The following is a 26,637-nucleotide window of genomic DNA, read 5'->3' on the forward strand; positions in this document are numbered from 1 at the left end:
CATAAATCCTGACGTGGGACCGCTATCATTTAAATATAGAATCTATGTTCCGGTATTCAAAAAAATGTTCATCTTTGGCAGAGGGCATGCAGGAATTTGAAGTAAACTGTCGAAAACTAAAGTCTGCCATGAAACCAATAACCTATAAAAAGATACCCCGATATGTAGTGCTGTCGATTCTATTCCTGACTATTTTGCTTGGCTTTCGCTGGATATGGTCCGAGACTTTCACTATACCCGCACATCCTGAACCCATTGAAGGCTTGTTGGACCTTCGAGGCTGGGACCTCGCCAACACTTCACCCATATCCCTGGATGGAGAATGGGAATTTTATCCCCAGGCGTTAATCTCTAATCGTGACGCGAAAATAACGGATAACCTATCCTCATGGATTCAAGTTCCCGGTGACTGGCGTAATGCATTACCACAATCCTCATCATCGTTCGGATATGGGACGTACCGTCTTCGCATACTTTTAGACCCATCTGTGGAGGAAGTCTCTCTCTGGGCTCAGAAAATCCAGACATCATCGATTATTGAGATGAACGGGACCATTGTTGCCGAATTCGGCCAACCTGCCACTCATGCCGAAGCCTATCGACCAGAAAGGACTGCATTTACGACTTCCTATGTGCTTGACGGTTCTACCGAACTCAATCTTTTGGTGCAGACAGCCAATTTTGACGATCCTTATAGTGGAGGGATCACACGCTCTCTCTATTTTGGTTCTCCAGAAGCCATTGGCAGTGAGCGAGGACTATCCATTGACTTGCAAAAGATTACATTCGCTATACTGCTTTTGCACAGCCTATACGCTTTTGTGATGTTTCTGTTTATCCGAAAGGAACGAGCTCTGCTGACGTTCTCGATGCTGACACTGGTAGCTGGCCTAACGGTCGTCTCCGACCATGACAGTCTGTTATTGGGTTGGATTCCACTCAACTTCACTTGGATCGTTAAGGCCAAAGCGTTGTCCTATCCGTTGTTCGCATTCTTTCTTTTACAGATGGCTAGAAGCTTCTCCTATAGTCTACAAGGGCGTAAACTGTTCCGTATCTATGCCAGCGTGCTTGGCGTTTACTGTTTATTTTTGCTCGTCGCACCAGTGACCCTGATCTATCATGTACTTGAGATTGGGCTTTCTGATTTCCTTTATCTGTTTGCCATCGGCTGGTCTGTCTACCTATTCTTCCGAATGGCAGCCGAGAAACGAAGCGACGCAAGCTTTTTGCTCTTTGCGGCTACTAGCAGCCTATCAAGCGTGTTATGGGGAATTGTGAACTCACATAGCGAAATTACCAACGTGTATTATCCGATCGATGTGATCGCGGCCATGTTTGGCTTCTCCGCCTATTGGTTTAGAAAATACTTCCGCAATTCAAGTGAGATCGAGAAGTTGTACGAACAACTCAAAGAGGAGGATCGCCAGAAGGATCAGTTTCTTGTGAATACGGCTCATGAGTTGCGTACACCGCTGCACGGGATCATCAATATCGCCGAGAGCATCGCAGTCCGTGAACGGCGTAAATCAGGTGGGCAGCAGGCAGAAGACATGAAGCTCTTAGTTACCATCGGCCGACGCATGTCCCAACTGGTTGATGACCTCTTGGATGTTATTCGTTTGAAGGAAAAACGCATTACGCTTCAGAAGAAATCTTTATCTCTTGCATCTGTCATTCCTGGCGTGATCGGTATGTTCCGATTCATGGCAGAGGGCAAGCCCATCCATATGCAGGTAGATATTCCAGAATCACTGCCGTTGATTCAGGCCGATGAGAGAAGACTTGTTCAGGTGCTCTACAACCTGTTGCATAATGCGCTCAAATTTACCGATGAGGGTACAATTACCGTGTCCGTTCGGGAACATGGAGAGTACGTCTTGATTCAAGTTTCAGATACAGGTGTTGGTATGAGTGAGGAGATACAACAGCGAATATTCGAGGCGTATGAACAAGGGACCCCAGAGGCTCGTTTAAGCGGAGGAATCGGCCTCGGTCTCAATATTAGCAGGCAGCTCACAGAACTCCATGGCGGCCAACTCACCGTGCAATCCGTACCTGGGCAAGGATCCACCTTCCAGATCTCGCTTCCACGGGAAGACACCGCATCGCTATCGGACCAGACTGAGCAGCAATGGGACGCTCACAGCTTCGATGAAATTGCGATTGCAGAGCCACAGCAGCAGACCATATCTCAGGATAAGACTGCCGCCCGTATTCTTGCCGTCGATGATGATCCTGTAAACCTGCGAGTACTGATCTCCATGCTTGCGAATGAACCTTACCATATTCAACCTGCAGCCTCGGCGCTTGAAGCACTTGAATTGCTGGATAAGGAGCCTTGGGACTTACTAATTGCCGATGTCATGATGCCTCATATGTCCGGTTATGAACTGACCGAGAACGTACGCAAGCGTTATTCGGTATCGGAGCTTCCCATCCTGTTGTTGACGGCTCGTAATGAACCAGCTGATGTGTACGCCGGATTCATGGCCGGTGCAACGGACTATGTCACCAAGCCCGTGGATGCCGTTGAATTAAGGCATCGCATCGGGTCTCTGATCGTACTGAAACAATCTATTGATGAGCGACTGCGCATGGAGGCTGCTTACTTACAAGCACAGATTCAGCCCCATTTTCTTTTTAATACGCTCAATTCAATCATGGTTCTTAGTGAGATGGACACGGAGCGAATGCAGAAACTGGGCGATGCTTTTATCGAGTATCTTCAGACCAGCTTTCATTTTGTCAATTCGGAGAAAATGGTTGAGGTCACTCATGAGTTGGATCTCTCCCGTGCCTATCTCTACATTGAGAAAGAACGATTCATGCATCGGTTGAATGTCATCTGGGATATTCCCGATGATCTTGATCTATCCCTGCCGCCACTCACCATTCAACCGCTCATTGAGAATGCTGTTCGACATGGTATTCTCAGCAAAGTTGAGGGTGGAACCGTGCATATCCGAATCATCAACCAAACCAACGGAACCTTGATCGAAATCGAGGATGACGGTGTTGGGATGCAGCCCGAGCAGATCGAACGGGCACTGGCGTGGCCCAAGAAAGGTCCCGGCGGAACGGGAGGTATTGGATTAACCAATACACATCGCCGGTTAACCCAGATGTACGGACAAGGTTTGACCATCGTCAGCTCGCCGGGTCAAGGCACGAAAGTTTCCTTTGTCATCCCTTTGGACCGCAGCACAAGATTCTGAGCGATAAGATCGTTCTATGACTCTACAGTGGACATACTGTACTGTACGATCCGTATCCAGATGCTTAGGTGTAAGGTCTAGAGGAACGCGATGGTAGCGGACATGTTCATGTTCAATTCCAAATTCAAGCTCACGATCAAGTTCTGATATACGAAATAAACCTAAAAAAGAGAGCTAGGCACGGGTGTCGCCCCGGCTTAGCTCTCTTCTTTGGCTTGATTATTATCTAACACGATAAGCTAATGGTTATACGTGCATGACATGTTTTTCATCCGATAACCCCAGCGCCTTGGCTGTTGAAGAATGAACCTCTTTGAGGAGATCCAGATTCTCCACAAGGGATATGCCATAAGAAGGAATCATTTCCTTGATCTTTGGCTCCCATGCCTCCATATGCTGCGGGAAGCACCGCTGAAGAATCTCAAGCATGACCTGAACTGCGGTGGATGCACCCGGTGATGCACCTAACAAAGCCGCAATCGTTCCATCTGCAGACGTGACCACTTCCGTACCAAATTGGAGCGTTCCTTTGCCACCTTGGACGGTATCTTTGATCACCTGCACACGCTGCCCCGCCAGAACCATATCCCAATCCTCGCTCTTCGCACCCGGAACAAAGTCGCGCAATTCTGCCATACGTTGTTCTTTGGATAACATCAGTTGTTGGATCAAGTACTTGGTCAAAGAGATTTCTTTGACACCTGCTGCGAGCATCGTAAGCAGATTATGCATCTTAACAGACGTGATTAAGTCGGCATTGGAACCCGTCTTCAGGAACTTCGGCGAGAACCCGGCAAACGGTCCAAATAGCAGCGACTTCTTATTGTCGATAAAACGGGTATCCAGATGCGGAACAGACATCGGCGGAGCCCCTACCGAAGCCTTGCCGTATACTTTGGCATGATGCTGTTCCACGACTTTTGGATTTTTGCACACCATAAAGATGCCACTGACCGGGAATCCGCCGATATGTTTACCTTCCGGAATGCCAGTCTTCTGGAGCAAATGCAGACTTCCACCGCCCGCGCCAATAAAGACGAATTTTGCCTTATGGCGTTCGACTGCACCGCTCTTCAGGTTTTTCACGGTTAATTCCCATTGCCCATCGCTGGTACGTTTCATATTCTTCACGCTATGTTCGTAGTGGATACCCACGTTTTGTTCCTTCAAATGTCTGATCAGCATACGCGTTAAAGCACCAAAGTTAACGTCCGTACCGGAGTCAATTTTGGTCGCTGCAACAGGTTCATTACTTGTACGATCTTTCATCATCAGCGGCATCCATTTCGCCAGCTCTTTCTTGTCATCCGAGAATTCCATGCCTGCGAACAGCGGATGATTCGACAAGGAGTCATAACGTCTTTTCAAAAACTGGACATTGCTCTCTCCGTGTACATAACTCAAATGAGGAATCGGCATAATGAAGTCCCGCGGATTACGAATCAGACGGCTATTGACGAGATAGGACCAAAATTGCTTTGAGATCTGAAATTGTTCATTCACTTTAATCGCTTTGCTAATATCTACGGTTCCGTCTGGTCGTTCAACGGTATAGTTAAGTTCGCACAATGCAGCATGCCCGGTTCCGGCATTATTCCATTCGTTGGAGCTTTCCTCTCCTGCAGTGGCTAGCTTTTCGAAAACCTTAATATTCCAGTCTGGTGCCAATTCTTTTAGCAAAGTTCCCAAAGTTGCACTCATAATTCCGGCACCAATCAAGATAACATCTGTACTCGTTTGTCCCTGGCTCATGTCTACCGTCCTTATATCCTATATTTGCCAAAAGGATGTAAGCGTTATCGATTTGGCATTTGCAGCAAGCCCATTCTTGAACGGGGTCGCACCTTCTCTGAATGATTATAACCTTGATCTAGTGTATCAATAATATAGAGCAATTTAAATATGCAATTTCAAGATATTTGCTATTCCATCAGTATACGCTAGTTTACATCGGAACGTTAGCCCGGTTATAGGCCTGAAAGATATATTTGTTCAAAACAAAGAAAGGAACCCGGTTTTAGGGGGACTTTGGGTTATTACATGGATGCACTAAAAGCCGCTCTCGAATCTCTTCGTAAGGCGGCTTCATATATAAATTAACAATTACCACCCCCGGCGTCTCCGGGAGTACTCAGAAAATTGAAATCAGTTCCTTTGTATACGGATGGCGTTCTTCAGCGAACAACGCATCTGCACCAAAGCGGTCAACGATCTGACCTTCCCGCATAACGATGATGCGCTGGCTCATGCGATGTACCGCGGCCAAGTCATGCGAGATGAACACGTATGAAAGACCAAGTGATGTCCGCAGATCGGTAAGCAATTGCAGAACTGCACCTTGCGAGATCACGTCCAGGCTGGCCGTAGGTTCATCCAGAACGACAACGTCCGGTTCAATACCAATAGCACGTGCAATCGTGACGCGCTGACGCTGTCCACCACTTAGCTCATGGGGGTAACGTCCAGCCAAATCGCTAGGAAGCTCCACCGCTTCAAGCAGCTTTTGGACGTAAGCCTCCTTCGATGTATAGGTAAAGTGGGACAGCTCGGCGTTCCGTCCAAGTTGTTCGTACGGATCGATTAGTGAATCAGCAATCTTGAGCTTGGGATTCAGTGCTGCCATTGGATTCTGGAAAACAATCTGAATCTTCCGGCGATGAGGCCGCAACCGTCGGCCGCTCAGCCGTGCAATATCCTGTCCACCCAGTGTAATCGAGCCCGTATCTGCATCTTCGATCCTCAACAGACAGCGGGCGAGCGTACTCTTGCCGCACCCGCTCTCACCAACCAGGCCAAGGCACTCGCCGCGGTTCAGAGTGAAGGAAATATCGTTCACAGCCGGTCGGTCTGCACCTGCATACGTTCGGCTCAGATGTTCCACGTGAAGCACAGGATTGCCTGGGATGCTGAGCGATGAAGCATTGTCTGAACCGGCAGTATCTATATCCGCATCTGTAACTGCATGATCTGTTTCTGTAGTATTTATGACTGTATTGTCTGTGTCTGCATGGTTTAAGTCTTTAGCAAAATCGTGGCTTCGCACACCAGATTCTTCTTCGGACTGCATGAGTCCACGGTGTTCATCATTTGCGGTTGTCTTCATTCGGCTCCTGCCTCCTTCAATCCCGACTTCAGCGAGCGACTCAGAACGGGAGCCGCATCAATCAGCTGGCGCGTATATTCATGCTGGGGATGATCAAGAATGCGATGTTTCCCGCCAGATTCGACGATCTGACCTTCCTTCATCACAGCCAAGCGGTTGGCATAGCGACGTACATGGCGCCAGTCGTGTGTGATAAACAAAATGGCACATCCCGTCTCCGCTTGTTTGCGTGCCAGCAGTTCCAGTACGCGATGACCGGATACACTATCGAGCGCCGTCGTTGCCTCGTCTGCGATTAACAAACGAGGAGACAGCATCAGCGATGTGGCAATCGAGGCCCGCTGAAGCTGCCCACCGCTCAACTGGAACGGGTAGCGGCGCAGCAATTCAGCGCCAAGGCCAACGGATTCCAATGCTTCCTCAGCCCGTTTCTTGCGGATGGAAGAAGACTTTTCCCCATGTACCTTCTGGTATTCATCAAAGTGTCCGCCAATGCTACGGAATGGCGTAAACGCTCCCTGATAGTCTTGAAAAATATATGAGATGCGGCTTCCCCGCAGGGCGCGCATCTCCTTTGGCTTCCGTTCGAGCAGGTTGCTGCCTTCGAACATGACTCGACCCGACGCATGCAGGTTGGGCGGCAACAGACGACCAATGGCTTGCGAGAGCAAGCTTTTGCCGCTACCGCTCTGTCCAACCAATGCCATGAATTCACCTTCGCGAACAGCCAGAGAGACTTGATCTACAATCGTACGATCCTGGCTGGAGATGCTTAGTTCCTCAATGGAGAGAATCATGGCTGCACCTCCTTCTTCACGTCAAACCGGTCTCGAAGATAGTCGCCCAGCATGTTCGCGAGCAGTACTACCGAGACAATGGCAAGACCAGGATAGATCATCAGCTCTGGCCGAGACTGGAAGTAAGGCCGCGAGTCATTCAGCATCGCACCCCATTCAGGTGTTGGCGGCTGTGCGCCAAGGCCAATGTAGGACAATGATGAGATGAGCAGGATAATTTTGCCCAGATCAAGACTGGCCAGCACGAGCACATGGCCTGCGATATGCGGAAGCAGATGTTTTCTCATGATACGACCGTCCGAAAGTCCGTTGGTCCGGGCGATGCGAATGTAATCCTTTTGTGACTCAGATAAGACCGTACTTCGAACGAGACGGGCGTAGCTAACCCACTTCACAATCACGATTGCCAATACCAGATTACCGATTCCCGCGCCAAGCAGGCCACTGAGCACAATCGCCACGATAGTATCAGGGAAAGCTAGAAAAGCATCAGCAATTCGCATGAACAGCTTATCGACCCAGCCACGTTTGTATCCTGCGATCAAACCAAATGGAATGCCAATCAGCAATGCGGCACCGAGTGCTAGCAAGCTATAACCCATTGTTTGGCCGCCGCCAAGCAGCAGACGTGTCAGTACGTCACGACCTAAATGGTCGGTGCCGAACGGATGGAGAGCACTTGCATCCTGCAATCGTGCGCGCAGATCGGTTAAGGTATGATCATGCTTCAAGTATAAAAAGGCATATAAGGAGGCCGCGATGACCAGCAGTGCAAACAGCAGACCAATGATCGCCTGCCAGTTATGTTTTTTAGATTTTGTCGTTGGAATGGGCAGGGGCATGGTTTTCATCTGTGGGCCTCCTTTTCCTTGAGTTTCATTTCGGGATTCAAATAACGGTACGACAGATCAACCGCTGTATTCACGAGGAATACCACGATAGCCATGATCAAGATGTAACCCTGGATCAGTGGATAATCACGCTGGCGGATAGCATCAACGACAAGTTTGCCGATACCCGGATAAGCGAACAACACTTCAATCACGACGACTCCACCAATCAGGCTGCCGAGGCTTACGCCGAATACCGTAATGACAGGCGGAAGACTATGCCGAAACGCGTGTAGCATGAAGATCCGGCCTTCGGATAACCCTCTTGCTCGAGCGGACCGAACGAACTCCTGACTGAGTGAATCCAACAAGCTGGAACGCAAAAGACGCACATAAACGCTGGAGATGGCAAGTCCCAGCGTCAGAGATGGCAGAATAAGTGATGTGAATCCATCCCGCCCCATGGTTGGCAGATTGCCAAAGCGTACGCCGAACATGTCGATCAGGATCAGACCCAGCCAGAAGCTCGGCACCGCCGCACCCACAATGGAGAGCATTCGGCTGCCGCGGTCAATCCAACTACCACGATGGAGCGCTGATAGCGAGCCGAGCGGGATCGCTATCACGAGCATGACCAGCAGTGCGCCAATCGTCAGTTCAGCCGTAGCTGGCAGCGCACGCATCAGGGTCTGCATAACAGGCTGGCCTGTTGAATACGACACGCCGAAGTCGAGTCGAACGAAATCGAGCAACCAATTGCCGAACTGGACAGGAAGCGAATCGTTGAAGCCCATTTCCTCGCGTACAGCTTCGACCTGCTCCTGGCTAACAGACAGTTCGTCCACGTTCAGGATCGTCAGCACCGGATCACCGGGAGCCAGACGAATGAACAGAAAGCTCACAAACATAATGAACAACAAAAAGATAAATACCTCAAGGAACTTTCGAAGCAAAATGCGAAACATTACATCACATCCAGCTTATTGGTAATCATGTAATATTCACTGCGAGTGGTAACCCAGTTCTTGATCTTCTTACCGTTGTAGGCAACGATTGTACCTGGATGCAGCACGAATGAGTTCAGCACGTTGTCATGCACGTAGTTGGCTGCCTTCTCGGCAAGCTCTGCGCGCTTCTCCGGTGCAACTGTGAGATTCAATTCGTCGATGATCTTGGTCAACTCCGGATCTTCCGATCCACTAAAGTTAAGAGCACCTTTCGGATGGTACGTTGCATTCAGGTAATATCCTGCATCCCCACGAGGAGCCGTCAAATTACTGTACGTCGCAATATCCCAGTCACGGTTGGATGCCATATAATCTTCTGGCGTGTCAATCTGGCGAATCTGCACGTCGATACCGATCTTCTTCGCATCAGATTGGAACACTTGAGCAATTAGTGGCAGATCGGCACGAGCCGAATACGTCAGCAGCGTCAACTGCAACGGTTTGCCGTCCTTGGTCATCACGCCGTTTTGCTGCGTGTACCCTGCTTCGCCAAGATATTTTACAGCGACATCAGCTCCAGATTCCGTTGCTGTATCCGTATAGGTTGGCGCAAATGGCAGCGATGGCAGGAACGGTCCGATAGCAGCTTCGCCATATCCTAGCAGGATCGTATCCACAATGCCCTGACGGTCAATCAGCGCGTCCAGCGCACGACGAACATTGAGGTCCTTCATACTCTCCCGCTGCATGTTCATCGTTAGCTGATGCACGCGGAACGTCGATGTAGATTCAACGGTCATGCCGTCCATCGCTTTGAGCGATTCGAGACTCTCTACCTCCGGACGGTATACGATATCTACCTGTCCAGATTTAAGCGCTAGTGTGCGGGCATTGGCATCTTCATTGAATGAGAACGTGATGGAATCCAGAGGCGATGCTCCGTCCCAGTATTCATCATAACGATCTAGATCCAGCTTGCTGCCTGGGGTAAAAGAAGTCAGCTTGAACGGGCCCGTACCAATCGGCTTGTTCACAATGTCCGGCTCACTCACGTCGATAATCGCCGTGTTGGGGTTCACCAGTTCCGAAGCGAACTCCGGGAACGGCTGAGTTGTAGTGATCTCCAGCTTGTCGCCCTCGGCTTCAATCGTATCGATCTTCAGCGCGTTCTGGATGGCTACATTCTCTTCCAGTGCCCGCTCAAGGGATGCCTTAACGGATTCACCCGTCATTGGCTTGCCGTTCTGGAAGGTCACATCATCTCGCAGGTCGATCGTCCAATGCTGACCGTCTTCGCTCTCCCAGCTCTCGGCGAGCCATGGAGCAACCGTCAGATTCTCTTCATCGAGACGAACCAGCGTTTCCGTAATGCCCGCGCGCAGCGGCACATAGCTGGAATCCACATGTGGATCTAGCGAACTCGTGGAGAAGTTATATAGGAAGTGAACATTTTTATTATCGGTGGATGGTTGCGCAGCGGGACTGGACTCAGATGATCCGCAGGCGCTCAACAGTCCAGCGCTCAAGGCCAAGGAGACCAGCGCTAGCAGTGGCGTCTTTTTATTCAAGGTAATGCCCCTCTCTCTTAATCGTAATCATTATGATCTAAACAATGAGTATTATCATATCGTAATGATTACGTTTTGACAAGAGTTATGTTGGTGTTGGAACGAGAAAGAATCCGACTCTCGAATGAGAGCGGATTCTTCATGTTTTTTGTTACATAAGAGGGCTTTATTAGTGGGCATTTCCTTTACGATCCGGGATTGTTTGCAGGTAGAACCATCCAAAATTTCTAGAAGAGTTACAACCCAGTTTCGTAGTCTTCCAGCATATGTGACCAGTAACCTCGATGTTGTTATCACAATTTTAAAGGCTGACCTTTTTCAGAAAACGTTCTAATAACTCAGCGTACTCTTCCTGATCTTCTTCATCAGCCCATTCGAACTGAGAAAGATTACTCTTGATAGTCTGGAGTAATTTTTTCAGTTGTAATAAGTCTCTGAAATTATTCGTTTCAATAGAACAAAGAAGCTTCAACAGATGTCCATCATACATCTCCCCAGCAAGGGGATCTTCTGATAAAATTTCTATAGCCTTTTCTATACCAAGATCTATAAATACATGTTGGCCCAACATTCTACTAACATCTTCTAAGTCAAGCTCATCTACTGATTTATGGAGTAGCTTATCATACCATTGATCCAGAGGAGCGTCGCCAATCGCTGTCTGAACATTTTGATCTACGGAGTATATTTCTTTAATTAGTTTACCCAACCTTACCCCTCCGGTTATGAATGCATGAATGGAACCCACAATTTTCTCAAATCAACCCTGCCATATCCTTCTCAATAAAGTTTCCATCCAGTAAATCATAAGGCCAATCATAGATATCAGGGTTCTCTCTGCAATGCGAGTTAATCACAAGTTGACCATCAGACCTGAGAAAAATCACGCCAGATTCACTATCTGTCAATGCAATATCCTCATCTAATCTGTCTGATAGAGTATTAATCGCTTGGAATATGACTTGTAATCCCTCTTCGGGTGAGTGTGAGAAAACGGAAATATTGATACAATAATTAATATTTAAATTCAACTCTTCTCTCGTAAAACTCACTAATTCATCATCGTCTTGTACGATAAATGAGAAGTTAGGATTGGTTATCGTGTAATAATCCTCACTCGATTTCATATGGGTCTCCTGAGAAAAATCTTTTAAAGAACTCAACAATAATTCGGCTAATTGTTTCGTGTCTTTTTTATAAAATAGGTACAATGCTAAATCCATACTATTCCCTCCAGAAGAGCAGATCTATTTTCCCGTCTTTAATAATAAATAATTCCTGTAGCCGTCTTAAATCTCCGTTCGGGTTAGTTTTCCCCAAGATTTTTTGACTCACTTCTGCTACTTTTGCATCTGTGAATCCATCTAAATTTAAGATAACTCTATCTGCTTGATCTTTAGTCTTACGTTTAATCTCTTCAGCTATTCCATTGGCGCTTTTAGTATTAATAGGTGCATAATGGTCAAATACTTTTCCTTCAATTAGGAAGTCAGGATTACTTCCTTCCTTAATGCCGTACCCATTTCCTCCATCAATTTCATCAAGCATTTTAATATGATAGCCCTCTTTAGCGAAGATGTTAGCTGACTCATTCTGTTTAGTCCAGCCTCTATCCTTCCCCACAGCATAATTACCTTCAGGAGAAGCGCCTTTTGTTAAGGATGGTTCTGTCCGAATATTTCCCTCACTGATTCTAGGTTTGTTATTTTCCCCTAGAACTCTACCTTGTGCGTTATCTTTCTTCGCCTTAGCTGCCTCAATATGCTGCTTAATCTTCGCCACAGCTGGATTAGAAGCAGGCAATCGATGAGGTCCTTTACCACCCGGCATGCTCCCGCGAACCATCTGAATCGCCATGAATATCTGACTAAACTTCAGAGAGGTCACCATCATCTGAGCATACTTATCGGATACAGGCTCTCCCGTCGTAGGATGAATCCCCATCTCAAACGCCTTGATCTGTAATGCAAAAATATCTTCCCCAGGCGGTTCAACGTTCACAGCTTGCATGCGATTAAAGTCCAGATTTCCCTGATCCCTCTGATAAGCCTGAAGAGCAGCCTGATCCGCAACACCATTCTCGTTGACAGGCATCCATACCCACTTACCAAACATATTGACTTGCGCCATCCGATAGCCCTTGTCACCCGAACCTGAATCACCTGATGATTTGGTCATCATAGCTGCGGCACCGACTGCTCCAAACGCACCACCCAGACTTCCCTTCTGAGCATCTGCATCTTGGAAACGCATGGCGATATCCTTCAATTCCTTCGATGTGTTCACCATACTCTCCATCGCTTTATCCAGTATAGGTCGTGACTGCTCGAACTCATAGTAAAATCGCTCCTGCGTCGCGCCCATCCACATCATCTGAACGAACATGATCTGTCTCGTCAGTTCACTTCGTATACTCTCCAACTGTTGTCTGGCTTGATCCACCTGATTCGATACGTGATGTAGTTGTTCAGGGGTAACTTTGATTGTACTCATACGTTTCTCCGCTCATTCGAAATAGGATTATCCTATGTTAGCAGAAGTGTAATATGTAAACTATCCGGCTAACATCCTGATTTCACCATGCTAAAAACACAATCTGTGCTACTTATCGGTGCTATGGTCCTATATGCATATACCCACTTCATATTTAAGATACTTATAAGACGTGTACCCATTAAATTACCACTGGCCTTACTATCTAAACTTTTGAACCTATAATATTAATAGCCTCTGCATTTATGGGCAGAGGCTGGTTTCGTTCTATAAATATGAATATCCAAAGTCATGACTATAATCGGTCGTATCATTTCCTGTAATTGTAATCTCTTCTGCTACACTTTTAAATGCCTCCAGCATTCCTGTTGATAAGTTGTTCCAATCTTTAAAATAAGGTTTTAGTAACTTTGTAGCAGCTTTATCATCATACTTAGTGAGGAAATCTCTAGTTGTATTCAATGAGATTATTAATATTATATAATCACCTTCTGGTATTCCACTGATCTTGTAATCACCTTTGCCATTCACTTTTGTGTAATATATACCAACTGAATTAGCTTTTATCTTTTTGTCTGAAATATCAATCATCTGTTGGGTAGTAATTGAAGCCTTCTTTTGTTTTTTTGGAATTAAGTAAACTTCTGCTCCAACATCCGATTTAGTTCCAATAAACTTATTATATTGATAGGTAACTGCCCCTTCTAATTTACCGACTACTGGTTTTTTAGTAGTCTTTGTGGCTGCATCAACACCTGGTGAAAATAATGTAGTTAACATAAAGACTGTGATTACAAGTAACATAACTTTACGCATGCTAAACCCCCGTTAATTTTATTTGACTTTACTATTTACTCAACTTAGCTTCGCCAAGAACAATATCAATTTGTTCCCCTTTATCTAAAGCTGATTCAAAAATAATCTGAAGTTTTAAAACACCTGTGACATCAACATTAATGCTTTCAGGCATGTCTCCGCCCTTCATTTCATCTTTCCTAAACAATTCTTCCCCATCACCTTTTATTACAATGGAACCTGCGTTTGTAGAATTTCGTGTATAATCATCAATTCCGATAAACCCGGTTAATTTCTTATAGCCACCATTTAAGTTATAATCTACAGACAATAATTCGTCTTTAGTGTAAGTATAATTATCTAGTATCGTTCCAATACCGTGAAGATACTTTTGATTTGCTATAGTAAATTTCAACCCTTTAGGGTTCTCCCAATTCTTAAAATAAACTCTATCAACAATACCATCTATTCTAGCGTAGGAAACTTCATCTAAATACTTAAATGTTCCGGATTTAGTACCGAATGAGGCTGTTTTGCTCTTTCCGTCATACGTAAAAGATTCACCCATGGTTTGGGCTGCTGTTTTGGCAGGTACGTACAAATTACCGTTATACACGATTGATTGGGTTGTGCTCTTATGTACTCCGTTGAACATCATCTTAACGTTCTCCATAACTACACTAATCTTAGTATTAGTTCCTGCAAAAGCTGTTGCTCCTGTTAATAGTGAACCTATTAATACACCTATAACTAAACCTTTAACTTTGTCTTTCATGTCTTTTCTCCTTTTTGGGTATATTGAATTCTTGATAAGCATTCCAATAATACCCAAAAAGGAGGCCATTGTATATAGTATTGTTGTTAGATGAGACACTAGCTTTATTCGTTGATCTACTTCATCCCCTCCAGCATAACCCGATACCGCCCAATCTGCTCCTCTGTAGCCTCTTCCCGCAATGATTCCAATAATGCCGTGCACCTTATAAAATACCGATTCATCCCAAGCTTATCCGCTAACCGAATAGCCTGCAAAATGAACTCCAATGCCTCCTGTGGTCTTCCCATCCACTGTTCATACAAAGCCCGCTGATAACAGTAATGGTACATATCATCGTTGTTTGAAGAATCCTCTTCTCTGCCAATACCCTGTATCTGATCCTCGAACACATGTAAAACCCGATCAATCTGCCATCTATGCCGCACTGCTGCCTCCGTAATCACCTTCAGACCTGCCAAACCTTCCTCCAGATGCTCAAGCAAAAAGTTCACAAACTCCTCCAGCAGTTCCACCTGCCCAGCTTCAATCTCAAGAGCATATCGATTCACCAGTGCCTTATGTCTGAACTCCTGTACCACCAGCATATCTACCTCATCCAGATCCTCCAACCATCCCAGTTCTGCATATTGATCGATACATGCCCTCGCCTGATCTACCTGTCCCAACTTCTGGTGAGCCATACCCCGCATTAAGTGACTGATCCCGTAATAGTAGACCAAGGGCCGCTCGATGTGTATATGTGGTGCAGGCACTCCCTCTGACCGATACTCCTGGCGCTCTTCATGGATAGACTGAACACATTGATATAACATGTCCGCCCTCTCCATTACCTTGTTCCAATTCTCAAAAGCCACAGCCATATCCAGCATTTCAACAATGATGTGCGGTTTGAGTGATTTCAGGATAGATTTTCGCAAAAGGAGATCCTCCTTAATTATCCATTTTTTTATAATTGTATAGATAAATCAAAAGAAGATCAATATAAATTGTACTTATAAGTACTTTTATTCAACAAAACAGTTTGCACATATTAGTCTGTAAGGATTCTATAACCTCTTCTAACCTTAAGTGGAGGTGATCAAATGAGTTTACCAGAGGACGTAGGAAATCGAATACGTGAGTTAAGGAAGGCAAAAGGCTGGACTCAGGAACAACTGGCGGAAGCAGCAGGTCTTCATTATAGCTATATTGGTGGGGTTGAACGTGGAGATCGAAATATTTCATTGGAGACTTTGGAAAAAATAATAATAGGATTGCAAATTCCTGCTAATGAACTTTTCCAATTTAATAATAATTCAGAACGACATATTGCCATTGATGAACACATGACCTTGATTAACAGTAGAAGTACAGCGGAAATAAAAATACTTACAAAGATAAATACCGAGGTAATTCAGGCTATTAAAAATAATAATCGATAAGTAAAATGTTGAAAATGTCCATATATTAATTACTCAACAATGTTATAGTTTCATAGCGAGATTAAATTTTTTATAAATTATTCTCATCTTCCATATTTCAGAGCTAACGAATGACTACAAGGGTTACTTGAAAAGAAGGCGCTCGTAAGATTTACGAACGCCTTCAATTTAATTTAGTTTTATTTTCATTTCTTGAAATTTATCAATTAACTCTTTATTTAAACTTATTCTCTTGGTTGTCTCCGTATCATTAATATCTTCGACAACCTTATCAATAACAGTTGTAAGTTCTTTAAAGACATCCAGCAAATTACCATTGTATAGAATTTTGTTGATATCCTCACAATATCTATTTATTTTCTTTGAATTGAAATTTGGAACTTTTTCCTCGTTCGAATAGATTTTAAGTAACATTAATATATGATACTTAAATTTACGATATTTCGAATCTAGGTTTTTATTTCTAAAATAAAATTCCAGCTTATATAAAGCAAATGAACTAGTATAATAAGGTAAAAGTTCGTGATCTTCTAAAAATGCTGTACCTTGTAGTTCTTCTAGCAATTTACCATAAAATCTACTAGCTAGATGCGGCTTATCTAAAAACATTGATGCAAAACTTCTGACTTGGGAGGATATAGTTATAATTCTCACCCTCTCAATGCCCGGATCAGAATCATATTGCTTTGATCTTCTTTCATAATATAAGCGTTTTTTGGGATCATCTATAGAATTATAAAATAGCTCAAGATTTTTTTGAAAATCACTTAATGCCATTAATTCTTCTTTTTTGACTTCCGTTTGGCTATTATTTGCTACAATTATATCATTTACTACTTCATCGTTTTCTGGAACAATTATTTTTATCGGCAAAGAAACATCTAAATTTAAAAATTCACGATTATTGTAAATTACATGAGAAGTTTGGCATCCGTTAACAATTTGATAGTCTTCCAAAGAAAAGTCATTTCTAGCCACAGTCAAGGTCTTTGTCACTATTGTAATACCATTATTAAGAACAGCTAATCTACCTGATTTACTGGAACGTAATGTTTTCTCAATGCTCAAATTAACATCATTTTCGCCTTGGAAATCTCTTACGTTATCATAAAAAATTCCTCTCTTTATATTACCCAGATCATCTACGATTATTTTTAAGTATTCTTTTAATTCCAATGTACCAATATACGATTCTTGAACTCCCTCAATATCAGGTATTAACACCTTATTTTGAAACTTGATGGTTGCATTTACTTTTTCTTGTGTCTCTCTATAATATTTTTGTATTTCTTTTGCTCCTAATGGAGTAAAGTTTATCTCTTTAAATAAACTTAAATTTTCTACTTCCTCTTGCACTTTTGAAATTCTTGACAATAAGTTTTGATCATCTAACCACTTTCCAGTTGTAACATAAAACATTTTGCATGTTATTTTTTTCACTTTTGCTGCTATACTGATAATTTTTTCTACCAATTTCGCTTTTTTTTGTATAAACTCATTTCGAACTAATCCTGGATTCTCAGAGAAAAAGTCGATCACTCCATCACCAAAGGTTCTCATTTCTCCTCCATCAAAAGAAGAGGAGGTCTTTGATTGTACTAAAATGATATTAACTTCAGATATTAAACCTGAACGTTCTAATATGTCATCAATTTCTTCTACTGTATTCACCAAAATTCCACTAAAAATTATTGCAAGTCCATCTATTCCACAATCTCCACCTTCTCCACCAACTACATCGTCCAGCTCAAATTTCTCACTGTGGTGTTTTGATAAAATAGAATATGTAGAAAACATCTCAAATAATTTACTTTGATTATTTGTTTCTATTTCCATTACTTTAGAGAAATCATCCATAAGACTTTTAGTTATTCTATCCACGTAAATCCTCCTTATTACCCATTTTATTCAAGTAAATTTCACTATATACTCAAAATTCCTCAAAATCAAGGGTCTGTCATTATTAGAAAATTTCATAATATCTCTGCATTATCTTAAAGGAAATTATGCTTCTTAAAGAATTCTTCTTTTAAGAAGAAATTAAACTTTCATTTCGGAAATTCACGAATTCCCCCTAATTACAGATTACATTTAATCTTTCTCAAACAACTCCCCGCTCAAACTCCGCAAACGCCACTCTGTTACGCCCATTCTGCTTCGCCTGATACAAGGCCTTATCCACCGCAGCGAACAGTTGAGTCAAATACCCCTCTGGATTGTCCGGCACATGCTCCACTTCAAAATCCTCAAAGGACAGAATCCCAATACTAATCGTAATGGATACCTGCATAATCTCGTGATCCACCATAATCCGGTTGGACTCCACAGCGGTTCTCACGCGCTCCGCGATTTGGTTCGCCAAGTCATGCTCCGTGTGCGGAAGGTAGATCATGAACTCCTCCCCGCCATAACGCGTCAGAATATCCGTACTGCGTATGGATTGTTTGACGGCCTCTGCCGTGTGGACGAGCACTTCATCACCGATGACATGTCCATAGCGATCATTGATCGCTTTGAAGTAGTCAATATCGAGCAACAGGAGTGAAAATGGTGTTTTGTATTGAATATTGGTAATGACCTCATGATTCAGGTGTTGGGTCAGATAACGGCGGTTGTAACAGTTGGTTAAACTGTCCGTCAGCGCGAGTTCCTCCAGTTTGCGATTGGCCTCGGATAACTCCTGACGGATCAAGTCTAGCGCCTGATTACGCTCCTGAAGCGTCTCGTTCTGGCGATTCATCTCTTTCACATAGAAGCGCTCCTGCGAGACATCCTGGAACGTAAGAATATGGCCGATCGGCACAAGCGCCGAATCCACAATCGGAGACGATTGCAGAATATAGTGCCGAATGTTGTTGTCCCGCTCCACGATCACTTCAATATGAGAGAGGGTATTTTCCTTTTTCTTATAATGATTCACGAACTCCCGACAGCTGCCCACAACTTGAACAGACTCCAGAAATACCTCCATATCAAAAGAATCCCCCACATGCAGATCCATAAAGGATCGAGAGGCTTTGTTTGCTTCAACAATGACTTCATTCTCATCCAGTACTAGGATGCCATATGGAATGGTATTGATTACGTCCTCATGCGCGATGGAGACCAGATCGAATACATTGTATCTTTTGATCACATAGACAAAGAACAGGTCTGACAGAAAGATTCCCAGCGAAGTCATGCCAGGGATGATTGGCAACCAGCGGGCTAGCACAACATTCAGGATCGCATCAATGGTTGCAAAAACAGCCAAGACAAAGATACCCCATAGGGTGATCCGCACCTGTTTTTTGATCATGGCAGACGTCTGCGATGAATACACCGCACGGAACAGAACGACGAGAGACGCCAAAAAATAGCTCACCAGAATAACCATCACAACCCAGAACCAAGGCCCATAAGCCCGCTCGATGTACCCGCCCTCCAGTGGGATGACGAACTCATTCCATGGGTTTGCGACTACACCTATAGCCCCGATCACCGCAGGGACAAATAGCAGGAAGGTTCCTTTTGCACTTAACCGCTCCGCATAACCGGTAATAAAGATCGTCAGTAGAAGCCATCCGCTCCCAAGCAGGGAGACCGCGACAAAAGATAATGTCACATAGAACAACTGCAAACCGGAATCATCCGTGAGCGTACTCGCAAATTGACAGAAAGGCCAGAGCATCATCAACCCGTGGAATAAAAAGTACACCTTATGTAAGTTCGTAATTCTAACAGTAGCAAACACATATACACCTACACCGAACAATAGGACAAATAAAAAGAGATCATACCATACTAATGGGTTCACGAATCTTCTCCTTCTTAGATGCTACAATGACAACGTGGTTGTTCATGATTCTATGTGATACTTATATATAACTTCAATAAACACCTATACAATTCTGCTACGCCATAATTATTGGTTAATTTAACCATATCTTATCACACCACCATAAGGGTGAGTAGCCCATACACTGGAAGTCCGACCAACCTCTGATCGAAATGCTGATCTATTTCTGATTATTTGTGAATGCTTTTGAAGGTTTAGAGTACAAATAGGAGAGGAAGATCAGCTGCTCGGGAGTTATTCGGATTTCATCAAGTGGTCGATATTGAGCCATCCGGCTACCGGACGGCCCTTGTATCATTCGGTTACTGCATTTAGAGGGAGATTGTCCGTGAATAGGTCGGGGTTATCCTTCAGCATTTCCGTAATTACCTCTGCTGTCTTAGCCGCATCACACACTCTAACAACCGCATCCCCGAGTCGTCCTTTACGCATCGCACCTTCGCGAACCAGTACCTCGTCTACTTTCCAGAAATGCTCCGACCATGGCAACCCACAATGTCTGCGGGACGGTACTGAAATCTGGCTTCCATCCGGTAAAACCGTATACAGCATCTCATGCTCGTCCGTCATTCTGCCAGGGATGTCCACCCACTCTTCGACCCCATGGATAAATGTATTCCGCTTCAAATCAACGCCTACTAACAAAATCGTCGCTTTCCGATCAAGCAGTTTCCCCCATGCCGAACCTCTCGCACATGGTGTATCGAAGAGATGATCGTCCTTCGTAAATGCCTCTGCATCCCTTCCGAGTGCTGCTACCGAGTGCGTTGGGTGCCAGGAACGAACTACGCCCGGACGTTTACGGAATAGTTCAGGAAGAATACCCACACAACAGGAAGAAGTTTCCACGTGGAACACTGGGTTATCCGCATTAATGGTAGACCACGTATGCGTGGGAAGCACCAACAATCCCTCTTTCATATAGTCGCTAAAGGCATCCAACACCGTGTCTGCCCCACCTTCAACCTCGCCTATACTTTTCATTGAAGAGTGAATGAGCAACGTGCCTTGCCTATCCATACCAAGCTGCTCTAGTTGCTGAATCAAGCTTTCTTTTGTATACATGTCCTTCCTCCTTCATTTCTTATCCTTTTCGATGAAAAAGCAAATCCTTACTCAGCTTCACATCATGCTTCTCAGCATAACAAACAAATGGCCGAGGGTTAACCCCCGGCCACAGAGAAAGAATTTGTATGAGTTCAGGCAGTAACACCGCTCAACTTTTACTTAATAATAACGTACTCCAGATTCACCAGCTTCGCATACGTCACGATCTGATCTGTCGTCAGGTTCAAGGATACAACTGTATGGTGACCGCCACCATTTTCGATCCATGCTTTCACTCCATCTTGGAAGTTCGGCTTCACGCTCCACAGAACACGTGCTACCGGCAGGTTAGGTGCTGGAACGGTTGGCTCGAATGCAGATACTTCGTTGATCAGCAATTTGTAATGTGTACCGAAGTCTGCCATGGATACCACGACACCTTCGCCTGCTTTGCCATCGAACACAAGACGAGCTGGATCTTCGCGATCGCCAATGCCAAGAGGGGACACGATGATTCTCGGTTTGGTGCTGGCAAGTGTAGGATCTACTTCAAGCATGTGAGATTGCAGGATAGCTTCCTGTCCAGTAGCCATCTCGTATGTGTAATCTTCCATGAAGCCCGTATTCTCGTTATGGGCCATAATTTTCAGCAAGCGATCCAGCGCAGCTGTTTTCCAGTCACCCTCACCGGCAAATCCGTACCCTTGAGCCATTAGGCGTTGTACTGCCAGACCCGGAAGCTGTTTCATGCCATGCAGATCTTCGAAGTTTGTAGTGAAGGCACTGTAACCACCTTCGTCCAAGAAACGTTTAATGGCAATCTCATAACTCGCTTGCACACGTACACTGGCTTCCCAAGCTTCCTTGCTGTTCGTGCCATAATCGAACTCGTAGAGATCTCCGTACTGAGCGATCAAATCATCGATTTCCTGCTCTGTTACAGCGTTCACGTATTGCACGAGGTCGCCGATGCCGAAGTAATCAACCGTCCATCCAAATTGGATCTGTGCCTCTACTTTATCACCTTCGGTTACGCCCACGTTGCGCATGTTATCACCGAAGCGAGCTACTTTGATGTTAAAGCTTTCATTATAAGCTACCGCTACGTCCATCCAATCAGCAACCTGCTGTTGCACTTCTGGGCGCTCCCAGTAGCCAACAACGATTTTATTTTGTTTTCTCAGACGGGCATTGATGAAGCCATATTCGCGGTCACCATGTGCCGCTTGGTTCAAGTTCATGAAGTCCATATCGATGGTTGCCCAAGGAATGCTTTCATTGAATTGGGTCGCCAAGTGCAGCAAAGGTTTTTGCAGCAATTTTGTACCACGAATCCACATTTTCGCCGGGGAGAATGTATGCATCCATGTGATGACACCTGCTACTTCGTCGCGGTAGTTGACTTCTTTCATCGTACTCGTGATTTTATCTGCGCTTACCGCCAGATCCTGCAATACGAGCGGGTACGGCAGTACGCCGCTTGCATTAAGGGCATCCGTGATTTTCTGTGCATTGGCTTTTACTTCACCCAGTGCTTCTTCTCCGTACAAGTGCTGTGAACCGACCACAAACCAGAATTCTTTTGCTGCTGACATATAATCATCCTCATTTCATTATTTTATAGTTGAACAAATGGGTTACACTTACCACTCCGATTGCAGTACCATCTTCCGATCGCTGGTTATCCCCGGATTTCTTTGATCAATTTTAATAAGGATGATATCCGGTTATAAAGGCGAGCGCTTCGCTTCTACAGATTGGTACTGCACTCTCCGTTATCGTGTAAAAAGTGTAGTTGAACATGTCATTCCCAAACTAAACCACTTGTAAGCCAGAACATGCTTCCAATCACTGTTATAACCTAATTACTTCTGTCCGTAATACGCGTCTTTTCCGTGTTTTCGCAGATAGTGTTTATCCAGAATGCCTTGTGGCAGTTCCTTCGCGAAGTTATTTAACTGCCGCGCGTACAGGTTCATTTTGCATACTTCCTCCAGCACGACACTGTTTACCACCGCAGACTTGGCATCTTTCCCCCACGTAAACGGCGCATGCCCATGGAGCAATACTGCCGGAACAGCCATAACATCAATCCCACGCTGTTCAAACGTTTCAATAATGACGCGTCCTGTCTCTTCTTCGTATCCACGATCAACCTCGTCCTGATTCAGGAACCGTGCACAAGGCACTGCTCCATAGAACGTGTCTGCATGTGTTGTTCCCATAACAGGTACGTCCAGTCCGGCTTGCGCCCAGATGGTCGCCCATGTGGAGTGTGTGTGCACGATGCCACCAATCTCCGAGTAATGCTTATATAGTACGGCATGTGTTGCAGTGTCCGAGGAAGGTCGCATCTCACCCTCCACCACGTTACCGTCCAGATCGACCACAACCATGTCGCTTGCTTTCATCACATCGTAGCTAACGCCACTTGGTTTGATCACGAACAGACCGCTTTCCCGATCAATTGCACTGACGTTACCCCAAGTGAATTTTACAAGTCCGTGCTTTGGCAGTTCCAGATTCGCCTGGAATACCTCTTCTTTCAGTTGTTCTAACATGTTATTCCCTCCCGTTCTCTACCAGATGATCTACAGCTGATTGCTCAATTGTGAGTCCACTCCGATACCGTTCGATAAATGCTTCAAACCCTTTCACATCCGATGCATCCGGCGCCACTTCAACTCCCTCAACATCGTTAAAGACCTTCTGCTCCAGGAACACATCCAGGCTCTCCTCTTGATCCTTGTTGATCATGTACGAAGCCAGAAGTGCCATGCCCCATGCGCCGCCTTCACCAGCGGTAGACATTACCGACACCGGTACGTTCATCGCAGCAGCTACAATCCGTTGTCCGACCACAGGGGTCTTGAAGAGGCCACCGTGAGCCAAAATACTGTCAATGGCTACATTCTCTTCCTCCGTCAAAATGTCCATACCCAGCTTGAGTGCACCGAAGGCACTGAACAGATGTGTCCGCATGAAGTTTGCCAAATTGAAGTTGCTTTCCGGGGAGCGGACGAACAATGGACGGCCTTTCTCAAGTCCAGTAATGTTCTCACCTGAGTAGTATCCATAGCTGAGCAAGCCACCACCATCAGGGTCTGCCTCCAAAGCCTTGTTAAACAACACGCTGAACAACTTGCCGTTATCCACTTCATATCCCATCGCTTGAGAAAACTCACGGAACAATCCTACCCATGCGTTGATATCACTGGAACAGTTGTTGGCATGCACCATCCCTACTGGACTACCATCCGGCGTGGTGACCATATCGATCTCGGGATATACTTTGGATAATTCCTTCTCCAGTACAATCATCGCAAATACAGATGTGCCGACGGAGATGTTCCCCGTACGTTTTCTCACGCTATTCGTTGCCACCATACCCGTTCCGGCATCGCCTTCTGGCGGGCAGAGCGGAATACCTGCTTGCAGATCTTGCGAAGGGTCGAGCAACTTGGCTCCCGCTTCCGTCAATGCACCTGCGTTCTCACCCGCGAGATAGACCTTGGGAAGAAGGTCTTCGACTTTCCACGGATAACCTTTGCCTGCGATCTGTTCGTCGAACTGTTGGATCATGGATGGGTGATAGTTATGTGTAGACTCGTCAATTGGGAAAATGCCTGATGCATCGCCGATCCCAATCGCCTTATTGCCCGTCAGCAACCAGTGGATGTATCCAGCCAAAGTTGTCAGGTGATCGATCTGTGGCACATGTGCCTCTTCGTTCAAAATGGCTTGGTACAAGTGGGCGATGCTCCAGCGTTCCGGAATATTGAATTGCAGAAGTTCCGTTAGCTCCCTTGCAGCTGCTCCCGTCGTAGCATTACGCCAGGTTCGGAAAGGTACCAGCATTTCACCTGCGCTATCCAATGCGATATATCCGTGCATCATGGCCGAGAATCCGATAGAACCGACCGTTCGCAGCGTAATTCCGTATTTCTGTTCCACATCTTGCTTCATCTCACGATAAGCCGTTTGCAGGCCTGTGATGATATCCTCCTGGTTGTACGTCCAATATCCATCTTTCAGGAGGTTCTCCCATTCATAACTGCCTGATGCGATGGTTTCAAAACACTCGTCAATCAACACCGCCTTAATCCGCGTTGATCCAAATTCAATACCGAGCGAAGTAGCGCCCTTGGTAATGGCTTCTTTCAAGTCCAGTTGACTCATAATCACGTGTATCCCCTCTCCGGTCGCGATTTCACATCCCAAAGGATGCATATATAAGGTGAAGCTCTTACTTATGACAGTAGCTAATAATGAATTTTGTATAGATGCGTTCCGTTGTGTTTTCAAAGAATGCGCTTTCCTTTTCTGACAGCCTTAGTATATTTTTTGTACGTACATTTGTCAATAATATATAATAGTTATACTTACAAAGGACACATAATGTACTCTATTTGACTATCCAAAGGTCTTATATGGCTATAAAATGGCTATGCTGTAAGGTACACCTCTATGTGAAAAGGCTGAATATGTACGGTTTATTTTGAAAAATGTTCGGTTTTATTTTCATCCCATCTGAATCATGCTAGAATATGTACGTACAACTATTTGAACAATAACGTTGATATAGATGAGTAACGATGAAAGAAGTGGACTACATGAAGCCAAAATACCAGGTCATCATTGATGATATTAAGAGTCATATCCTTTCGGGGACATATAGCATAGGCGAACAGATCCCAACCGAGTTGGCATTACAGGAAAGCTACACCGTAAGTCGCCAGACGGTGCGGAAGGCTATTTTGGAGTTATCTAATGAAGGGTTTTTACGAAGCGAAAAGGGGTCAGGAACCTACGTTAGCAATCAATATCGATCACGATCAGGCGGCAATACGTCGAAGAAAACGATCGGTGTGATCACGACATACATCTCGGATTATATCTTTCCGTCCATTATCCGCGGCATTGAGAGTCGTCTGAATGAGGACAACTACTCGTTACTGCTGGCCAGTACCAATAATGATGTAGCGCAGGAGAAAAAAGCCCTCGAAATGATGCTCTCCTACGGCGTCGATGGCCTGATCGTCGAACCGACCAAAAGTAATCTGTATAATCCCAATATTGCATACTACCTGTCGTTCAAGGAGCAGGATGTGCCGTTTACGATGATTAATGCGTTTTATGAGGAGCTGGAGGTTCCGTTCTTCTGTCTGGATGATGTACAATCCAGCTATCTTGCCACACGGGAATTGATCGCCAAAGGCCACACCCAGATCGGCATTATTGCCAAAATGGATGATCTACAAGGCAAGTACCGGATGAAAGGATACATCAAGGCACTGGGTGAAGCGAAGTTACGGTTCCATCCTGAGCAAGTGCTTTCCTTTGATACCGCATCGAAACCGGAGTTATCCTCTAATGTAGCAACGTATCTGGACGAAAACAGGGATGCGCTCACCGCGATCGTCTGTTACAACGATGAGGTGGGACTGGAGGTCGTGCACGCCTGCAGGCAACTGGGCATCTCGATCCCGGATGAGTTATCCATCATTGGACAAGACAATTCGTATATCGCCAAGAACGCCAACATCAGGCTTACAACGCTAACCCACCCCCAAGAACAAATGGGCCGCGATGCTGCCGACTGGGTGATCAAGAATCTGCAAGGCAAAAAGGATCTGCCCACAAACACCTACTATCAGCCGATACTGGTTGAGGGAGAGACGGTGAAGGAGATCGAAGTGGAATAATATTGTTGTGGGATGGGCGTTAAGTTGTTACCGAGCGTCACTTTCCAACATGCTTAAAGAAGGTCGTCAGAATATCTGCGGCCTTCTTTGTTTTTGT

21 protein-coding genes are annotated in these 26,637 nt (G+C 45.1%); 3 read left to right on the forward strand and 18 right to left on the reverse strand.

Going from position 1 to position 26,637, the window contains the following annotated elements:
• The first annotated feature begins 128 nt into the window (after positions 1-128).
• On the forward strand, positions 129-3,218 hold the full coding sequence (locus tag QNO02_RS29715) for a hybrid sensor histidine kinase/response regulator (RefSeq protein WP_289390734.1): 3,090 nt from the start codon (positions 129-131) through the stop codon (positions 3,216-3,218).
• Between the two features lie 246 nt (positions 3,219-3,464).
• On the opposite strand, the gene QNO02_RS29720 is transcribed toward QNO02_RS29715, so the two are convergent.
• The 12 genes from QNO02_RS29720 to QNO02_RS29775 form a co-directional block, all read right to left on the reverse strand.
• Positions 3,465-4,970 carry a malate:quinone oxidoreductase gene (locus QNO02_RS29720; protein ID WP_289390735.1) on the reverse strand — a complete coding sequence of 502 codons (1,506 nt, stop codon included), beginning with the start codon at positions 4,968-4,970 and terminating at the stop codon, positions 3,465-3,467.
• Positions 4,971-5,349: 379 nt separating this feature from the next.
• The gene (locus QNO02_RS29725) at positions 5,350-6,321 is read right to left on the reverse strand and encodes an ABC transporter ATP-binding protein (RefSeq protein ID WP_353959096.1); all 972 of its coding nucleotides are present in this window, start codon (positions 6,319-6,321) and stop codon (positions 5,350-5,352) included.
• Positions 6,318-7,118, reverse strand: coding sequence for an ABC transporter ATP-binding protein (locus QNO02_RS29730; protein WP_289390736.1), 801 nt, complete (start codon positions 7,116-7,118; stop codon positions 6,318-6,320). Before QNO02_RS29730 ends, QNO02_RS29725 begins: the two co-directional genes overlap by 4 nt.
• Complete coding sequence (gene nikC / locus QNO02_RS29735) at positions 7,115-7,969, reverse strand: nickel transporter permease (RefSeq protein WP_289390737.1); 855 nt, start codon at positions 7,967-7,969, stop codon at positions 7,115-7,117. The genes QNO02_RS29730 and nikC overlap by 4 nt, the downstream gene beginning before the upstream one ends.
• On the reverse strand, positions 7,966-8,913 hold the full coding sequence (nikB, locus tag QNO02_RS29740; protein WP_062836581.1) for a nickel ABC transporter permease: 948 nt from the start codon (positions 8,911-8,913) through the stop codon (positions 7,966-7,968). The genes nikC and nikB overlap by 4 nt, the downstream gene beginning before the upstream one ends.
• Positions 8,913-10,463, reverse strand: a complete 1,551-nt coding sequence (gene nikA, locus QNO02_RS29745; RefSeq protein ID WP_082762929.1) for a nickel ABC transporter substrate-binding protein — start codon at positions 10,461-10,463, stop codon at positions 8,913-8,915. Before nikA ends, nikB begins: the two co-directional genes overlap by 1 nt.
• A gap of 301 nt (positions 10,464-10,764) precedes the next feature.
• A complete protein-coding gene (locus tag QNO02_RS29750; protein ID WP_289390738.1) occupies positions 10,765-11,172 on the reverse strand; it encodes a contact-dependent growth inhibition system immunity protein in 408 nt (135 codons plus the stop codon).
• Positions 11,173-11,218: 46 nt separating this feature from the next.
• Complete coding sequence (locus QNO02_RS29755) at positions 11,219-11,686, reverse strand: hypothetical protein (RefSeq protein WP_289390739.1); 468 nt, start codon at positions 11,684-11,686, stop codon at positions 11,219-11,221.
• 1 nt (position 11,687) lies between these two features.
• Complete coding sequence (locus QNO02_RS29760) at positions 11,688-12,956, reverse strand: WXG100 family type VII secretion target (RefSeq protein ID WP_289390740.1); 1,269 nt, start codon at positions 12,954-12,956, stop codon at positions 11,688-11,690.
• 267 nt (positions 12,957-13,223) lie between these two features.
• On the reverse strand, positions 13,224-13,772 hold the full coding sequence (locus tag QNO02_RS29765) for a hypothetical protein (RefSeq protein WP_289390741.1): 549 nt from the start codon (positions 13,770-13,772) through the stop codon (positions 13,224-13,226).
• Between the two features lie 31 nt (positions 13,773-13,803).
• Entirely contained in the window at positions 13,804-14,526 is a 723-nt protein-coding gene (locus tag QNO02_RS29770; RefSeq protein ID WP_289390742.1) for an NPCBM/NEW2 domain-containing protein, read from the reverse strand.
• A 116-nt stretch (positions 14,527-14,642) separates the two neighbouring features.
• Positions 14,643-15,446 (reverse strand): DNA-binding protein, encoded by an 804-nt coding sequence (locus QNO02_RS29775; protein ID WP_289390743.1) that lies wholly within the window; start codon positions 15,444-15,446, stop codon positions 14,643-14,645.
• Positions 15,447-15,611: 165 nt separating this feature from the next.
• Here QNO02_RS29775 and QNO02_RS29780 point away from each other — a divergent pair, with 165 nt between their 5' ends.
• Positions 15,612-15,950, forward strand: coding sequence for a helix-turn-helix domain-containing protein (locus QNO02_RS29780; RefSeq protein WP_076217104.1), 339 nt, complete (start codon positions 15,612-15,614; stop codon positions 15,948-15,950).
• Between the two features lie 168 nt (positions 15,951-16,118).
• Here the strand turns inward: QNO02_RS29780 and QNO02_RS29785 are convergent, their stop codons facing one another.
• From QNO02_RS29785 to QNO02_RS29810, 6 genes are all read right to left on the reverse strand, one after another.
• Positions 16,119-17,831 (reverse strand): AIPR family protein, encoded by a 1,713-nt coding sequence (locus QNO02_RS29785; protein ID WP_076217103.1) that lies wholly within the window; start codon positions 17,829-17,831, stop codon positions 16,119-16,121.
• 220 nt (positions 17,832-18,051) lie between these two features.
• Positions 18,052-19,746, reverse strand: coding sequence for a histidine kinase N-terminal 7TM domain-containing diguanylate cyclase (locus tag QNO02_RS29790; RefSeq protein WP_289390744.1), 1,695 nt, complete (start codon positions 19,744-19,746; stop codon positions 18,052-18,054).
• A 336-nt stretch (positions 19,747-20,082) separates the two neighbouring features.
• Entirely contained in the window at positions 20,083-20,853 is a 771-nt protein-coding gene (locus tag QNO02_RS29795) for an AAC(3) family N-acetyltransferase (RefSeq protein ID WP_289390745.1), read from the reverse strand.
• A gap of 158 nt (positions 20,854-21,011) precedes the next feature.
• Complete coding sequence (gene araA, locus QNO02_RS29800; RefSeq protein ID WP_133386379.1) at positions 21,012-22,430, reverse strand: L-arabinose isomerase; 1,419 nt, start codon at positions 22,428-22,430, stop codon at positions 21,012-21,014.
• Between the two features lie 270 nt (positions 22,431-22,700).
• Complete coding sequence (locus tag QNO02_RS29805) at positions 22,701-23,396, reverse strand: L-ribulose-5-phosphate 4-epimerase (protein ID WP_289390746.1); 696 nt, start codon at positions 23,394-23,396, stop codon at positions 22,701-22,703.
• 1 nt (position 23,397) lies between these two features.
• Positions 23,398-25,014, reverse strand: a complete 1,617-nt coding sequence (locus QNO02_RS29810; RefSeq protein ID WP_289390747.1) for a xylulokinase — start codon at positions 25,012-25,014, stop codon at positions 23,398-23,400.
• A gap of 434 nt (positions 25,015-25,448) precedes the next feature.
• On the opposite strand from QNO02_RS29810, the gene QNO02_RS29815 reads away from it, so the two are divergent.
• The gene (locus QNO02_RS29815; RefSeq protein WP_289390748.1) at positions 25,449-26,540 is read left to right on the forward strand and encodes a GntR family transcriptional regulator; all 1,092 of its coding nucleotides are present in this window, start codon (positions 25,449-25,451) and stop codon (positions 26,538-26,540) included.
• The last annotated feature ends 97 nt before the right edge of the window (positions 26,541-26,637 follow it).

The sequence above is a fragment of the Paenibacillus sp. PK1-4R genome (assembly GCF_030369595.1).
In the GTDB taxonomy this organism is placed as follows: Bacteria; Bacillota; Bacilli; order Paenibacillales; family Paenibacillaceae; genus Paenibacillus.

What these genes read in the sequence shown, in the direction of transcription:
- QNO02_RS29815 (WP_289390748.1), top strand. Translation starts at nt 25,449, where the DNA reads ATGAAGCCAAAATACCAGGTCATCATTGATGATATTAAGAGTCATATC.
- QNO02_RS29810 (WP_289390747.1), bottom strand. Translation starts at nt 25,014, where the DNA reads ATGAGTCAACTGGACTTGAAAGAAGCCATTACCAAGGGCGCTACTTCG.
- QNO02_RS29760 (WP_289390740.1), bottom strand. Translation starts at nt 12,956, where the DNA reads ATGAGTACAATCAAAGTTACCCCTGAACAACTACATCACGTATCGAAT.
- QNO02_RS29720 (WP_289390735.1), bottom strand. Translation starts at nt 4,970, where the DNA reads ATGAGCCAGGGACAAACGAGTACAGATGTTATCTTGATTGGTGCCGGA.
- QNO02_RS29730 (WP_289390736.1), bottom strand. Translation starts at nt 7,118, where the DNA reads ATGATTCTCTCCATTGAGGAACTAAGCATCTCCAGCCAGGATCGTACG.
- QNO02_RS29805 (WP_289390746.1), bottom strand. Translation starts at nt 23,396, where the DNA reads ATGTTAGAACAACTGAAAGAAGAGGTATTCCAGGCGAATCTGGAACTG.
- araA (WP_133386379.1), bottom strand. Translation starts at nt 22,430, where the DNA reads ATGTCAGCAGCAAAAGAATTCTGGTTTGTGGTCGGTTCACAGCACTTG.
- QNO02_RS29780 (WP_076217104.1), top strand. Translation starts at nt 15,612, where the DNA reads ATGAGTTTACCAGAGGACGTAGGAAATCGAATACGTGAGTTAAGGAAG.
- QNO02_RS29715 (WP_289390734.1), top strand. Translation starts at nt 129, where the DNA reads ATGAAACCAATAACCTATAAAAAGATACCCCGATATGTAGTGCTGTCG.
- QNO02_RS29795 (WP_289390745.1), bottom strand. Translation starts at nt 20,853, where the DNA reads ATGTATACAAAAGAAAGCTTGATTCAGCAACTAGAGCAGCTTGGTATG.
- nikC (WP_289390737.1), bottom strand. Translation starts at nt 7,969, where the DNA reads ATGAAAACCATGCCCCTGCCCATTCCAACGACAAAATCTAAAAAACAT.
- nikB (WP_062836581.1), bottom strand. Translation starts at nt 8,913, where the DNA reads ATGTTTCGCATTTTGCTTCGAAAGTTCCTTGAGGTATTTATCTTTTTG.
- QNO02_RS29770 (WP_289390742.1), bottom strand. Translation starts at nt 14,526, where the DNA reads ATGAAAGACAAAGTTAAAGGTTTAGTTATAGGTGTATTAATAGGTTCA.
- QNO02_RS29765 (WP_289390741.1), bottom strand. Translation starts at nt 13,772, where the DNA reads ATGCGTAAAGTTATGTTACTTGTAATCACAGTCTTTATGTTAACTACA.
- QNO02_RS29725 (WP_353959096.1), bottom strand. Translation starts at nt 6,321, where the DNA reads ATGAAGACAACCGCAAATGATGAACACCGTGGACTCATGCAGTCCGAA.
- QNO02_RS29755 (WP_289390739.1), bottom strand. Translation starts at nt 11,686, where the DNA reads ATGGATTTAGCATTGTACCTATTTTATAAAAAAGACACGAAACAATTA.